This is a genomic window from Pseudomonas sp. NFACC41-3, assembly GCF_900109505.1.
In the GTDB taxonomy this organism is placed as follows: Bacteria; Pseudomonadota; Gammaproteobacteria; order Pseudomonadales; family Pseudomonadaceae; genus Aquipseudomonas; species Aquipseudomonas chlororaphis.
Genome location: NZ_FOAE01000003.1, coordinates 166692 through 180744 on the forward strand (window position 1 = coordinate 166692; position 14053 = coordinate 180744).

Sequence of the window (14053 nt, forward strand, 5' to 3'; positions counted from 1 at the left end):
CCATGCGGGACGGTGCCGGGGCAGGGCGCCGTACTGCGAGGACCGTCATGGACCGATTCCAGGAAATGCAGGTATTCATCAGCGTCGCCCAGGAGCAGGGCTTCGCTGCCGCGGCCCGGCGCCTGGGGCTGTCCGCGCCCAGCGTGACCCGGGCGGTGGCGGCGCTGGAGCAGCGTATCGGCACCCAACTGCTGACCCGCACCACGCGCAATGTGCTGCTGACGGAAGCCGGCCAGCGTTACCTGGAAGACAGCCGGCGCATCCTCGCCGAGTTGCAGGACGCCGAGGCCTCGGCCGCCGGCATCCATGCCCTCCCGCGCGGACAACTGACGATCACCGCTCCGGTGCTGTTCGGCGAGCTGTTCGTGACCCCGCTGATGGTGGATTACCTGGAACGCTTTCCCGAGGTGAGCATCAATGCCTTGCTGGTCGACCGGGTGGTGAGCATGGTCGAGGAAGGCATGGACGTCGCGGTGCGCATCGGTGAGTTGCCCGACAGCGGCCAGCACGCGATGCGCGTCGGCGAGGTGCGGCGGGTCATCTGTGCTTCCCCGGCTTTTCTGGCGCGGCATGGGCGGCCGCGGCATCCCCAGGAATTGCGCCAGGCGCCGGTGATTGCGCCGTCGTCCATCGGCCAGTCCAGAAGCTGGCTGTTCGACGATAACGGAACACCCTTGAATATTCGTCCGGAACCGCGGCTGGTGGTTACCGCCAACCAGGCGGCGATCAGTGCCGCGTGCCTGGGGTTGGGCCTGACCCGGGTGCTGTCGTACCAGGTCGCGGGCAAGGTGGCGGCGGGCGAGCTGGAGATTATCCTGGCGGAGTTCGAACTGGCGCCGCTGCCGATCCATGTGGTGTATCAGGGCGGGCGCAAGGCCCCGGCGCGGGTGCGCAGCTTCGTCGACTTCGCAGTGCAGGCGCTGCGCGAACATCCGGCGTTGCAGTCGTAGCGCGGATCATTGCGCTGGCTGAAATGATGGATTGTGTTTTCTGGTGATTCTGTTGTTTTGACCCGAGAGAGAAGATGGCGTCCGTTAGTGCCGCTCTTGTGAGCCGCACCCCTGCCCAGCGGAGTCTGCCATGCACGCCATCAAGCTCTACAACTTCCCCCGTTCCGGTCATGCCCATCGCGTCGAACTGATGTTGTCGCTGCTGGGGCTGCCTTTCGAGCTGGTCTTCGTCGACCTGGCGAAAGGCGAGCACAAGCAGGCGGACTTCCTGGCGCTGAACCCCTTTGGCCAGGTGCCGGTGATCGACGACCAGGGTGTGGTGCTGGCCGACTCCAACGCGATCCTGGTGTATCTGGCGCAGAAGTACGGCCAGGGCCGTTGGTTGCCCAGCGATCCGGTTGGCGCGGCGCGAGTCCAGCGCTGGTTGTCGGTGGCGGCGGGGCCGATTGCGTTCGGCCCGGCGGTGGCGCGGCTGATCACCGTATTCGGCGCCCAGCGCAACGCCGAGGAGGCCATCACCCGCTCCCATGCGCTGCTCAAGGTGGTCGAGCAGGAACTGACGGCCAGCCCTTACCTGGCGGGCAGCGAACCGACCATCGCCGATATCGCCGGCTACAGCTACATCGCCCACGCCCCCGAGGGCAATGTGTCGCTGGCGGATTATCCACAGGTCCGCGCCTGGCTGGCGCGCATCGAAGCCTTGCCTGGCTTCGTCGGCATGCCGCGCACCGCGGTGGGCCTGCAAAGCGCCTGAATCTGGCGGCCCGGCACCCTCCGGGCCTGCTGACTGCTGCGTCATCGACGCAGGGGAGACCCATCATGAACATCGAATCCCCCTGGCATGCAGGCGAAACCCGCCTGCAAGCCCAGGCTGGCGTTGCCGAGCGCATGGACGTCGTCGGGCGCAAGGTGATCCGCAGCGAGATGCCCGACCAGCACCGGCAGTTTTATCAACAGCTGCCGTTCATGCTGCTCGGGGCTGTGGATAACCAGGGCAACCCCTGGGCCAGCGTGCTCGAAGGGGCTATCGGTTTCGCCCACTCGCCAACCCCCGGGCGGCTAAGGCTCGACAGCCTGCCCACCGCCGAAGACCCCGCCCAGCTGACGCCGGGCGCGGCCATCGGCCTGCTGGGCATCGAGCTGCACACCCGGCGGCGCAACCGCCTCAACGGTCGGATCGTCCAGCTGGACGACAGCGGTTTTGCCCTGGGGGTCGAACAGTCCTTCGGCAATTGCCCGCGCTACATCCAGCTGCGTCAGTTCGAGTCGGTGCCGCTGGCCACGCACTGGCCGGTGCAACGCCTGGATGCGCTGGATGAAGCGGCGAGGGCGATGATCCGGGACGCCGATACGTTTTTCGTCGCCAGTTACGTGGAGCTCGATGGACGGCTCTGGGTCGATGTTTCCCACCGCGGCGGCCCGGCCGGTTTCGTGCGGGTCGAGGGCAACCGCCTGAGCATTCCGGATTTCGCCGGCAACCTGCACTTCAACACCCTGGGCAACCTGCTGCTCAACCCCCGCGCCGGCCTGCTGTTCATCGACTTCAGCCGCGGCGACCTGCTGCAGCTCAGCGGCCGCACTGAAGTCGTGCTCGACGACCCGCAGATCGCCACCTTCCCGGGCGCCGAGCGCCTGTGGCGCTTCGAGGTCGAGCAACTGGTGCGCCGGCCCGCGGCGCTGGCCTTGCATTGGTGTTTGACATGTGCCGCAGCCAAGGTGCCTGTCGGGAATAATCCTGCATAGCATCAGCCGGCCATTCGGGGCACCATCCCCGGCCATGAAACGTTGATAGCTCAAGACCTTGTTTATTAACTTGGGGCTATGCCAGCTCCACCACATACTGGCGATGCGGGTACCGGGGGCTTGGAGAATGCTGGCGTTAAGGGCTATTCGCCTCGTGTGTCTCCATAACGGACGAGGAGCGGTTCCTTTGGAACACAATACGCTCGACCAGTTGGTTGCTGGCTTCACGCCAACCCAGCCAGCGCCATTCATCTACATGGCGGGCCGCAGGGAATACACCGCTGGTTTCCTGCTGGATGACAAGGTCAGCGAGGTTTTGCGGATCGTTCAGATCGAAATACGCCATGAACTCACCGCCGATTTCGCGAAATACCGGGATGTCGCTGCCCATGGCGGGCAAACCGCGTTGCATGGCCTCCACCAAGGGCAACCCGAAGCCTTCGACATAGGATGGGAACACCAGCGCCGTGGCCTTGGAATAGGCGTATTCCAGGCTGTTGTCATCCAGGGTATTGAACATGAACAGGCGCCGATTCAACTCCGGGTGCCGACGGATTCGCTCGATCAAGGCTTCGCACTTCCAGCCAATGCGTCCGGCGATACACAAGCGGGCCTGGGAACCGCTGGCCCAGACGCGCTCGAAGGCATCGAGCAAGAACCCGTGATTTTTACGTGGCTCGATGGTACTGACCATCAAAAAAACCGGCGCCTGCCCCTTGAACAACTGAACCAGATTTGTATCTATCCGCGAGTTTTCGCTGCACTGATCCAGTTCCGAACCCAGGTGGAAATAGTCGAACCAGCGCTGTGCCACCTGAGTGCGTCCGACCCGGCGGAGCATCTCTTCGCGAACCTGATCACGTATGGTCGCGGAAATGGCGATGTAGCCATCGGCGGTGCGGGCTATCCAGTCGAACCAGTGGTTGAACACTCGGACCAGCCCTGCGTCGCAAAACTGCGGGTGAGTCAGGGGGATCAGGTCATAGATGACCGAGACAATACCCACGCCATCCCGTTTGAGCTGCTCTGCCAAGGGGAAAAAGTTGGCATGCCAAGACGAATCCAACAGAATTAACTGGTCACCAGGTAGATGTTGCAATGGGATGCATCGTTGAGGGCTCTCTGTTTTTTTTCGAAAACGGTCGCATAAGCGTATTGGAATGCTGAAACAGGCCAGGGCCATAAGTCGGCAGATAACATAGAGTACGCGGCGGGTGAAGTGTGATTGGGTGAAAGGCGTATGGCGCTCCAAGGACTGATGACGTATCCAGAAGGAGTTCGACATCTTTTCCAGGCGCGTTTTTAAACTTGTCAGGCTCCAGAAGCTAGTTTTCAATGGTTTCAGACTCAGTACCCGGTATAGCTTGCCATCAAGCATCGCCACGGGGATGCATTCCCGCGAACTATTAGCGTCTGGCAACTCCCGAATGACATTACGCACAACTCGCTGAATACCAGAGTTGGCATCGTGGTGGTCGAACACGTAACTGCATTCAATTAGCAATCGGGTCATGGCGCGTCCTGCTGTCTTATCAATTCTGTGGGCGTTGTTACTGAGCGGGTGATGCTGGTTTGTGCTTGCAGCCAGGAGCAACCGACAAAGTCTTCCTGGCGGTTGTTAATGACATGGAATACAAGGCCGTAATCACGCCATTCAAAATTGCGGTCTAGGTGTGAATCCAGGCGCGACAGACTCAAGGCTATGGAATAGTTGCCTTTGCCCAGGCGCATGATAAATGCAAAGTGGAAGGTGATTTTTTCGCCGCGGCTTAAGTCGGTCAGTGCCTGTTCCAGTCGGTGGGTATTGATGCCGTACATGGGTTGGCCAAGTCGATCTTTGATCATGAACCCCAACACCAGACGTTCGATGTCTTGGTGTACTTCTACCTGAACTTCCAATACCACTGGCTGGCCGACCTCGACCACTTCCACGGAGCGCTGACGCTCGTCCAGCAGACGTATGCTTAGAATCCTGGCTTCACCTGTACCTGAGATGGTTTGCACCTGACCGTTGGCCAGCATCTCTTGACGCACTGTTTGGCCTTCGCGTTCGGCCAACATGGCGTTGTAGTAATCCATTACTGCTTCCGGCTTACCGTGCATGGCCATACGGCCGTGCTCCAGCAATATTGCAGTGTCGCAGATCGACTGGATTGCAGACCGGTCATGAGAAACAATCAGCAGTGTTGTGCCATCTCGACGAAAGCTGCGGATCCGGTCGAAGCTCTTGTGTTGGAAATACGCATCGCCCACGGACAGCGCTTCATCGACAATCAGAATGTCCGGTCGACGCGCAGTAGCAACACTGAAGGCCAGGCGCATCTGCATGCCGCTTGAGTAGGTTCGCACTGGCTGGTCGATAGCTTCACCGATTTCGGCAAAACGTTCGATTTCCGGCATCAGTGCTTCTATGTCCTCTACTTGCATTCCCAGCAGTTGTCCCGCCATGAACGCGTTCTGGCGTCCAGTGAAGTCTGGGTGGAACCCCATACCCAGTTCGAGCAGGGCCGCTATTTGACCCTGCAGGTGGATCTCGCCGCAGCTTGGTTGGGTAGTGCCGGTGATCATCTTCAACAAGGTGCTTTTGCCGGCACCATTGACTCCAACGATACCGACGGCTTGACCTGGCTGAATCTCGAAGTCGACGCCTTGCAGGACCCAGTGCAACTGGTGGCGGCGTATGGAAAATGGAACTATCCATTCCAACAGACGGCTCCAGCGGTTCGGATATTGTTTGTAGGCCTTGCCTAGCCCTGTGACACGTATATGCCCCATCAGAGTTCGTCCACTATTTCACCGATACGCTGGCGAAATAGCCTCAGTCCCATGACACAGAACAACAGTCCGATCACCAGCATCGGTATCAGTGAACTCCAGACTGGCCATTGGTTGTAGAGAAACAGATTTTGATAACTCGTCATCAATGCTGTCAGCGGGTTGAGCTCCCAAAGACGTTGTATCGGTGGGGGTAGAATAGATATGGGATAAACGATTGGCGTTAGCCAGAACCAGAACTGCAACCAGATACCGAAGAATTGTCCGACATCGCGGAAAAATACATTCAGTACTCCAAGAATCATTCCTAAACCTGCCGAGAGCATGACTTGCAATATAAGTAATGGCACCAACGCCAATAATGCCATACCAGGTAACCGTCCGGTGATCAGAAGAAATGCTAGAAATAGACCGAGAATAATCGCGAAGTTGATAGCAGCATTTAAAAGCACGATTACCGGTAGGCAGATGCGCGGAAAGCTGATCTTTTTTAGTAGGTTGGCATGCTCCAGAAACATGCTTTGGCTACGCAAAGTTATTTCTGAGAAAAGCCCCCAAGTTAGTAGGCCTGCGCAGAGATAGACACTGTAGGCCAGGTTGTCATTCATTCCTGGGAGGCGGGCATGCATGACCTGCGAGAAGATCACGGTGTATACAACAATCATTGATAGAGGGTTGAGCACGGTCCATAAAGCGCCGAGCAATGAATTACGATAGCGAGATTGAAATTCGCGCTTGACGCTACCCAAAATGAAACTGCGATAGCTCCATAGTGAGCGATACAGATTGATCAGCATTCAGAGCGCCCCGATTTAATGACCTTTGAAGTTGAAAAGATCATTGTTGATCACCAGATCGACAAATCTTTGGTTCGTTTGGCGACTTTCGCAGCCGATAGCAATGTGGATGATTGGTTGATGCCTGCTCGGGGGATGGTCATCTTGTGCAGAGACTCCTTTGTTCAGCCCACTCTTTGTCATTCTTGTAGTACCCGTGTATCCCAGTCGGCGAGAATTGCCTGCAAGGATTGTTTGGTCGTGACTTCAGGCGTCCATCCGGTGGCTTGCTGCAGCTTTGTGTAGTTGCCACAGACGCGACGTTGTTCAGTTGGGCGTAGGAGGGTGGGGTCCTGATACAGTTTCATCTCGATCTGTGCGAGGTCTGCGAGTTGTTCTATCAGCTCGCGGATGCTGTGTTCTTTGCCTGAGCAGACGTTGTATATCTGACCCGGTGAGCCTTTCTCCAGCAGCGCTAGGTAAGCTGCCACGACATCACTGACATCGAGAAAGTCACGGGTTACGTCGATATCTCCCACTTCAAGTATGGGCGCTTGTAGGGCTTGTTTGATCCTGGAGATCTGGCGTGCTGCACTGGCGATGACAAAGCTTTCCTTTTGCCCGGCACCTATGTGATTGAACGATCTTGCAACCATGACCGGCCATTTTTCAGTCATGCCCCATTGGAGACACAGGAACTCGGTCGAGAGTTTGCTGACCGCATAAGGGTTGCGCGGAGAGGGCGGCTGGTGTTCGTCGATGGGTAAGGCGTTCTCGCTCACTTGGCCATAGACATCGCCTGAGCTGACGTAGATAAACGTACCGGAAAAACCACGCGATTTGAGGGCCTGTAGCAGGCTGAGCGTACCCTGTAGGTTGATCTGGAAGGTCCTGGCTGGATTGCGAAATGCTTCGGGTATGAAGGTCTGTCCGGCCAAGTGGATTACTGCGTCCGGCAATTCTGGCCATAAGCCTTCAAGGCTGGAGGGATCTGACAGATCGTAGGTTGAGGCAGCAGGTAACAGATCCCACTTTGAGTCAGGCTTGCTCAAGCGGGATTGGATGTGACGTCCCACGAATCCGGTCAGACCCGTTGCGAATAGACGTTTCTTCAAGCGACGACCCCTTGCACGGTAACTTCGACAAAATCTCGATACCTTTCCATATTGAAGAAAGCAGATTTTCTGAAAGCTGCCAGATACAGCCGGTTGGCGAAGTTATTTTTGTAGTTATGTGGCTATCAATCTGTGCCAATTTCAAAGCAATTTCAACAGGTCCTATCGTGACCGGTAAGTTCTCGCTATTGGAGCTCGGAAAAATCTTGGTGGCTCTTCCCGAATCCCTGAGGGATGTGTTTAGAATGCCCTCGCATCGACTGCCCAGATATTCAGCATGGTTGTTTCTGGCCACGCGAAACTGACCAATAGAACAAGAACGTAGACGGTATGGGATCGATTGATGGGCCCTGTAGAAGCCGGGTTACTCATCGATTCTACTGTCGTAGTGTGAAATGGCCGGGATGGCTGTTTCATCGTGAGATGCCATGAATTTCATTCTTTACTCGGACGTCAACGATAGCTCCATCAAGCACAGCCTCGGTCGTCCCGAATACAGCTATTACTTCGTGCTCAAGGCGTATCGGCCTGTACTTGAAAGCCTCGGTCGGGTTCATGTGGTGCAATCGACTGAAGAAGTCGACAGGCTCTATCAGGAACTGCGCTCTGAAGGTGAAGAAAGCCTGTTCATTTCATTCGCACCTCCCCAGAAAACCCCAACTGATCTGGCTTGTCCTACGCTCTGTGTGGTCGCCTGGGAGTACGATACGATCCCTGATGAGCATTGGGATGCTGACTCGCAGCAGGACTGGAGCCATACACTGGCTCGTCATGGTCGGGTCATCACTTTGTCCACTCATACCGCACAGGCTGTGCGTCGCGCGTTAGGCGAAGATTTCCCGGTACTGGTTTTGCCCACTCCCTTGTGGGAAAAATTTGCTGATGTTCGTAGCCAACCCTCCCATGTACCGGTAAACCCCAGCGTTGCCATGCAGTTTACGGGCTGCATCATCGACAGCTGGCTGCTGGGACTTTCTGCTGATGGTTTGATTGCGCCCATCTCCGGTAACGAAAGCATGTCATCGGAGGTGGCTCCTCAGGCCGTGCTGCCGTCCTGGAAGCGCCGACTGTTTTCAAGCAAGCGTTATCTGGGTGAGTGGGCCCGGGAAGTTGCTCGTGCCACGCCAAGGCGGCAAGTCTTCATCACCAAGCACTATTTACGTGAATGGTATAGGGCAGTGATTAGAGATCTTTTGCCCAATGCCATACGCTTATCACGGGCAAGCCAGCATCCTAATATTTCGACCCCAGAGCCCAAAGATGAACACCCCCAGGCTGTCCTTCCGGCCACCGACCAGCAGGTGGAGTTCCAGGTCGATGGCGTGGTCTATGTCAGCGTGTTCAACCCCGACGACGGCCGCAAGAACTGGCATCAACTGATTACCGCGTTCTGCTGGGCGATGCGCGACACCGAAGACGCCACCCTGGTGTTGAAGATGACCCAGAACGACCTGTCGACCTATTACGTCGAAATGCTGACCCTGCTGTCGCAGCTGTCTCCGTTCAGCTGCCGGGTGGTGGCCATGCACGGCTATCTGGACGACGAGCAGTTCGCCCGGCTGTACGGCGCGGCCAGTTTCTACGTCAACGCCTCGCGGTGCGAAGGCCTGTGCCTGCCGCTGATGGAGTTCATGGCCTGCGGCAAACCGGTGATCGCGCCGCTGCACACGGCCATGCTCGATTACATCGACGAGGAGGTGGCCTTTGTCGTCAAGTCCAGCCAGGAGCCGGCGATCTGGCCGCAGGACTCGCGCATCCTGTTCCGTACCTTGCGTCACCGCCCGGATTGGGGCTCGTTGAAAAACGCTTACCAGGACAGTTACCGCATGGCCAAGGAAAACCCCGCGGGGTACCAGTCGATGTCCCTGGCCGCGGCCCGGCGCATGCAGGAGTACAGCAGCTTCGCCAGCGTCCAGGGGCGCCTGCGGGAGTTCTTCGCCCTGACCCCGCTGACCGAGGCTGATGGCGCATCCTCCCTGGCCGTGGCGGGTAACGCCTGATGCTGATCCTCATCCATTCGGAAACCAACAAGAGCAACATCCAGCAGAACCTGGGCCGTCCCGAATACAGCTACTACTTCGTGCTCAAGGAGTTCCGGCCGGTGCTGGAACGCCTGGGCCAGGTGCTGGAGGTCAGCAACCCCGACGAACTGGTGGACCGCCTGTATTTCGACTGCCAGAGCCGCGGCGAGGCGTGCATCTTCCTGTCGTTCTCGCCGCCCCATCGCACGCCCAACCATTACGCCTGCCCGACCATCCCGGTGTTCGCCTGGGAGTTCAGCACCATTCCCACCGAAAGCTGGCAGGGCGAGCCGCGCCATGACTGGCGGCTGGTCCTGGGCACCGCGGGCGCGGCGATCACCCACTCCAGCTTTACCGTGCGAGCGGTGCGCGAGGTGATGGGCGAGGACTACCCGATCTGCGCGATCCCGGCCCCGGTCTGGGATCGCTTCGCCCGCCGTGGCGAGCAACTGGGCAAGCAGCCACGGGCGTCCCGGGTGACCCTCAACCTGCACGGACTGTTGCTCGACAGCCGGACCCTCGACCTGAGTGCCTACGGCCCGGGCACACTGCGCGAAGATATGCCGCTGGCGCTCGATGCCACGGCCCGCGACTGCCAGCTGCTGCTCGACGGGGTGGTCTACACCTCGGTGTTCAACCCCTACGACGGGCGCAAGAACTGGCAGGACATGATCAGTGCGTTCTGCACCACCTTTCGCGACTGTGCCGACGCCACCCTGGTGCTGAAACTGACCCACCACGATATCGGCAACGCGCTGGCTGACATGCTGCACCACCTCTACAAGAACCAGTCCTACCAGTGCCGGATCGTGCTGATCCACGGCTTTTTGTCCGACCCGGACTACGAGCGGCTGGTGGAGGCCACCCGCTATGTGGTCAATTCCTCGTTCGGCGAAGGGCAGTGCCTGCCGCTGATGGAGTTCATGTCCTGCGGCAAGCCGGCGGTGGCGCCGTGCAACACCGCAATGGCCGACTACATCGACCACGACAACACCTTCATCGTCGACTCCACCGACGAGTTGACCGCCTGGCCTCACGATCCGCGGGCCGCCTACCGGACCCTGCGCTACATCACCAATTGGGATTCATTGTGCTCGGCCTATCGTGCCAGCTACGACGTTGCCCTGCAGGACCCCGAGCGTTATGCGCGCATGTCGAGCCATGCGGTCGAAAGCCTGCGGCGCTTCTGTAGCCAGGCCACGGCCGAACAGCGCCTGGGCGAGTTCTTCCAGCAGGTGCTGGAGCGGCGCAAGGCGTCTGCGACCCCCGGGCTTCCCGCGTGATGCGGGCGTTTCTGCGGCGTTTGCGCAGGGGCGCGCCGTTGCCTGCGCCGCTGCTGGCCGAAGCGCCCAGGCCTGCGGTTTCTCCCCGCGATTGCGGCTTGCGCGACGCCATGCTCGATGGCTGGTTCCGTTCCGAAACCGGCGAGCTGCTCAAGGGCTTTGCCATCAGCGCCGAAGACACCCTGCTCGATGTCGGCTGCGGCGAGGGCGTGGCGACGCTGTTCGCCATGCGCCAGGGCGCTTCGGTGATTTTCACCGACAGCGAGTTCGACAAGGTGCGCGACCTGGCCCGGCAAGTCGCCGAGCAATCGGACGTGCCCGCCCTGGGGCTGGTCAGCAACAGCCTGCCGTTGCCGCTGGCCCAGGGCTGCGCGAGCAAAGTGGTGTGCATGGAAGTGCTGGAGCACATCGAACAGCCCGAGCCGTTCCTCGCCGAGCTGGTGCGCATGGGCCGTCCCGGCGCGCAGTACCTGATCAGCGTTCCGGACCCGGTGGGCGAGCATTTGCAGAAGGGCATCGCGCCGCCCGGCTACTACCGCGCGCCGAACCATGTGCAGATCTTTTCCCGCGAAGGCTTTGGCCAGATGATCGAGGACGCCGGGCTGGTCATCGAACATCGGCAGGCCACGGGCTTTTTCTGGGTCATGGGCATGATCTTTTTCTGGGCCAGCGAACGGGCCGCCGGACGCGAGCCGCCGGGCGCCGTGCGCGACCGCATCCAGGCGCCGTACCCGGCGCTGATGGAAGGCTGGGCGCGGACCTGGGAGGAGCTGCTGGCGCAACCCGACGGGCTGGCGATCAAACAGGTGCTCGATGGCTTCATGCCGAAAAGCCAGGTCATCATCGCCCGCAAGCCGCTGCCCGGCGCCGTGGCTGAGCTGTCTTGAACGACAAGCGGATCATGGACATCGAGCTGCTGCGGGGCATCGCGGTGCTGGGCGTGGTGTTCCATCATCTGCAAGGCAATCTGTTTCGCGACGGGCTCGCCTGGTTGGGCATCCCGTTCCCCCGTTCCTTCCACTGGAGTCACTTCATGCTGAGCCTTCTGAAAAAACTCACGGCGAGCGCTCCTGCGGCCGTGACGCCCGACGCACTGTCGCCGGCCAAGGTCGATCCGTACATGCTTGGCCTGCAGGACGCCATGCTCAGCGGCTGGTTCAACCAGGAAAACGGCGAGCTGTTCACCGGCTTTCCGGTGACGGCCGAGGACACCCTGCTGGACGTTGGCTGTGGTGACGGCGGTAACGTGCATTACTGCGCGATGCGCGGGGCGAAGATCATCATTGCCGACATTGACGCGGCCAAGGTCGAGGCGACGCGCCAGCGTCTGAGCGATACGCCGGCCCGCGGCGTGGAATGCCATGTCACCGACTGCAACCCGCTGCCGATTGCCGATGGCACCGCCAGCCGCGTGGTGTCCACCGAGGTCATCGAGCATGTGGACGATCCGGCGCAGTTTCTCTGCGAGCTGGTGCGGGTCGGCCAGCCGGGCGCGCTGTACCTGCTGAGCGTGCCGCACCCGAGCTCCGAGGACCTGCAAAAGGACATCGCCGCGCCGGAGTATTTCCAGAAGCCCAACCATATCCGCATCATCAGCGAAGAGCAGTTCAAGCAGATGGTCGGCGACGCCGGGCTGGAGGTGCTGAGCCATAGCCAGTACGGCTTCTACTGGTCGATGTGGATGCTGCTGTTCTGGGAAGCCAAGGTCGAATTCAGCAACCCCGACCACCCGTTGCTCGACCAATGGGCGAACACCTGGCAGACCATCCTCAACTCGCCGCGCGGGGTGCAGATCAAGCACGCGCTGGACGCCGTGGTCGCCAAGAGCCAGGTCATCATTGCCCGCAAGCCGGCCTGAACCGGCGCGGGCTATTGCCCACGTGAATGAGGCAGGACGCAAGCTTTTGTAGCCGCTGCCGCAGGCTGCGATAAGGCCGCAGGCCTTCAGCGATCTTTCGGCCTTGCGCGCCCTTCGGTCGCGATCGTCCGAACGCGGCCCGAGCCTGCGGCAGCGGCTACAGAGCCTCAGGCCTGTTGCACGAAAGTCAGGCGCACGGCGAAGCCGATCAGCAGGCTGCCGAACAGCCATTGCTGGACCCGCTGGGCGGCGCGGTTGTGCGCCAGCCAGCGGCCGATCCAGGCGCCGGCCAGGGCGTAGGCGCTGTCGAACAGTAACCCCACCAGTACCAGCAGCAGGCCGAGGCTGGCGAACTGCGCGGCCACGGGGCCGGCCTGCGGGTCGATGAACTGGGGCAGCAGCACCGAGCAGAACAGCAGCGCCTTGGGGTTGAGCAGGTTGGTCAGCAGGCCGCGGCGGATCGCTCCACGCCAGCGCAGTGCGCTCGCGGCCTGGCCGTCCTGCAGGCAGGGCAGCAGGTTGGCCCGCAGGCATTGCACACCGAGCCACAACAGGTAGGTGGCCCCGCCCAGGCGCACCACCTCGAAGGTCCAGGGCGCGGCCTTGAACAGGGTGGCCAGGCCCAATGCCGCCAGCGCCACATGGCAGCCCCGGGCGATCGCCAGGCCCACCGCGGTGGCCAGCGCCAGGCCCTTGCCCTGGCGGGCGCCGGTTTGCAGCAGGAGGATCATGTCGGGGCCGGGCAGCAGATAGACCACCGCCAATGCCAGGAAAAACATCCACAGTTGCGCCACCTTGCCACCCCTTTCGTTGTCGACTCGGTAGGTAGAGTCTAGGGCCGAAGGGCAGGGCAGGTGCTTGCGTAGTCAGCCAGCATGCACGCGGAAATTGGCATAATCTTCCACCTGAACATGGAGTAACTATCGGAAAATGCCAAAAATGAAACTGGACGCCTACGACCGCAAGATTCTCGCCGCCCTGCAGCGCGACGGTCGCCTGAGCAACGTGCAACTGGCGGAGGAGATCGGCCTGTCTCCTTCACCCTGCCTGCGCCGGGTACGGATGCTGGAAGAAGCCGGGGTGATTCGCGGCTACCAGGCCAACCTCGATCGCGATGAAGTGGGCCTGGGGCTGACGGTGTTCGTCGGGGTCAAGGTCGAGCGGCACACCGACGAGCATTCCGAAGCCTTCCACCGGGCGGTGACGGCGCTGCCGGAGGTGCTTTCGGCGTTTCTGGTGTCCGGCGAGTCGGACTTCCTGCTGCAGGTGGTGGTGCCGGACCTGCGCGCCTACGACCGTTTTCTCACCGGCAGCCTGCTGAAACTGCCGGGCGTCAGCGATATCCGCAGCAACTTCGCGATCCACACGGTGAAAACCCCGGGCGCGTTGCCGCTGGGGCATTTACCGGCCTGACGCGATCATCTGTAGCCGCTGCCGAAGGCTGCGATCGCGACCGAAGGGCGCGCAGGATCTGAAGATCGCTGAAGGCCTTCGGCCTTATCGTCCGAACGCGGCCCGAGCCTGCGGCAGCG

Annotated in this window: 12 protein-coding genes and 2 pseudogenes; 9 read left to right on the forward strand and 5 right to left on the reverse strand. The window is 60.4% G+C overall.

What is annotated here, in order from left to right; genetic code table 11:
- Nucleotides 1-47 precede the first annotated feature (47 nt).
- The 3 genes and pseudogenes from BMY68_RS14995 to BMY68_RS15005 all read left to right on the forward strand — a co-directional run.
- Nucleotides 48-950, forward strand: coding sequence for a LysR family transcriptional regulator (locus BMY68_RS14995; RefSeq protein WP_085532672.1), 903 nt, complete (start codon nt 48-50; stop codon nt 948-950).
- 130 nt (nt 951-1080) lie between these two features.
- On the forward strand, nt 1081-1704 hold the full coding sequence (locus BMY68_RS15000; RefSeq protein ID WP_085532674.1) for a glutathione S-transferase family protein: 624 nt from the start codon (nt 1081-1083) through the stop codon (nt 1702-1704).
- A gap of 65 nt (nt 1705-1769) precedes the next feature.
- Nucleotides 1770-2642 (forward strand): annotated as a pseudogene (locus BMY68_RS15005) (pyridoxamine 5'-phosphate oxidase family protein); the annotation flags it as partial.
- Nucleotides 2643-2829: 187 nt separating this feature from the next.
- Here the strand turns inward: BMY68_RS15005 and BMY68_RS15010 are convergent.
- From BMY68_RS15010 to BMY68_RS15025, 4 genes are all read right to left on the reverse strand, one after another.
- Complete coding sequence (locus BMY68_RS15010) at nt 2830-4206, reverse strand: glycosyltransferase family 4 protein (RefSeq protein ID WP_085532677.1); 1377 nt, start codon at nt 4204-4206, stop codon at nt 2830-2832.
- The gene (locus BMY68_RS15015; protein ID WP_085532679.1) at nt 4203-5468 is read right to left on the reverse strand and encodes an ABC transporter ATP-binding protein; all 1266 of its coding nucleotides are present in this window, start codon (nt 5466-5468) and stop codon (nt 4203-4205) included. Before BMY68_RS15015 ends, BMY68_RS15010 begins: the two co-directional genes overlap by 4 nt.
- A complete protein-coding gene (locus tag BMY68_RS15020; RefSeq protein WP_085532681.1) occupies nt 5468-6265 on the reverse strand; it encodes an ABC transporter permease in 798 nt (265 codons plus the stop codon). Before BMY68_RS15020 ends, BMY68_RS15015 begins: the two co-directional genes overlap by 1 nt.
- A gap of 179 nt (nt 6266-6444) precedes the next feature.
- Entirely contained in the window at nt 6445-7359 is a 915-nt protein-coding gene (locus BMY68_RS15025; RefSeq protein WP_085532683.1) for a GDP-mannose 4,6-dehydratase, read from the reverse strand.
- Nucleotides 7360-7787: 428 nt separating this feature from the next.
- Between BMY68_RS15025 and BMY68_RS15030 the strand changes: the two genes are divergently transcribed.
- The 5 genes and pseudogenes from BMY68_RS15030 (at nt 7788) to BMY68_RS15045 (ending at nt 12521) form a co-directional block, all read left to right on the forward strand.
- On the forward strand, nt 7788-9359 hold the full coding sequence (locus BMY68_RS15030; RefSeq protein WP_085532685.1) for a glycosyltransferase: 1572 nt from the start codon (nt 7788-7790) through the stop codon (nt 9357-9359).
- On the forward strand, nt 9359-10663 hold the full coding sequence (locus tag BMY68_RS15035; RefSeq protein WP_085532687.1) for a glycosyltransferase: 1305 nt from the start codon (nt 9359-9361) through the stop codon (nt 10661-10663). The genes BMY68_RS15030 and BMY68_RS15035 overlap by 1 nt, the downstream gene beginning before the upstream one ends.
- Nucleotides 10663-11550, forward strand: a complete 888-nt coding sequence (locus tag BMY68_RS15040; RefSeq protein ID WP_085532689.1) for a class I SAM-dependent methyltransferase — start codon at nt 10663-10665, stop codon at nt 11548-11550. The genes BMY68_RS15035 and BMY68_RS15040 overlap by 1 nt, the downstream gene beginning before the upstream one ends.
- Nucleotides 11547-11636, forward strand: a pseudogene (locus tag BMY68_RS30125) (hypothetical protein); the annotation flags it as partial. The gene BMY68_RS15040 and the pseudogene BMY68_RS30125, both read left to right, overlap by 4 nt.
- Before the next feature lie 60 nt (nt 11637-11696).
- Nucleotides 11697-12521 (forward strand): class I SAM-dependent methyltransferase, encoded by an 825-nt coding sequence (locus BMY68_RS15045; RefSeq protein ID WP_085533174.1) that lies wholly within the window; start codon nt 11697-11699, stop codon nt 12519-12521.
- A gap of 167 nt (nt 12522-12688) precedes the next feature.
- Here BMY68_RS15045 and BMY68_RS15050 read toward each other — a convergent pair whose 3' ends face one another.
- Nucleotides 12689-13315 carry a LysE family translocator gene (locus BMY68_RS15050; RefSeq protein WP_085532691.1) on the reverse strand — a complete coding sequence of 209 codons (627 nt, stop codon included), beginning with the start codon at nt 13313-13315 and terminating at the stop codon, nt 12689-12691.
- Between the two features lie 145 nt (nt 13316-13460).
- Here BMY68_RS15050 and BMY68_RS15055 point away from each other — a divergent pair, with 145 nt between their 5' ends.
- Nucleotides 13461-13934, forward strand: a complete 474-nt coding sequence (locus BMY68_RS15055) for an Lrp/AsnC family transcriptional regulator (RefSeq protein WP_009041428.1) — start codon at nt 13461-13463, stop codon at nt 13932-13934.
- Nucleotides 13935-14053 lie beyond the last annotated feature (119 nt).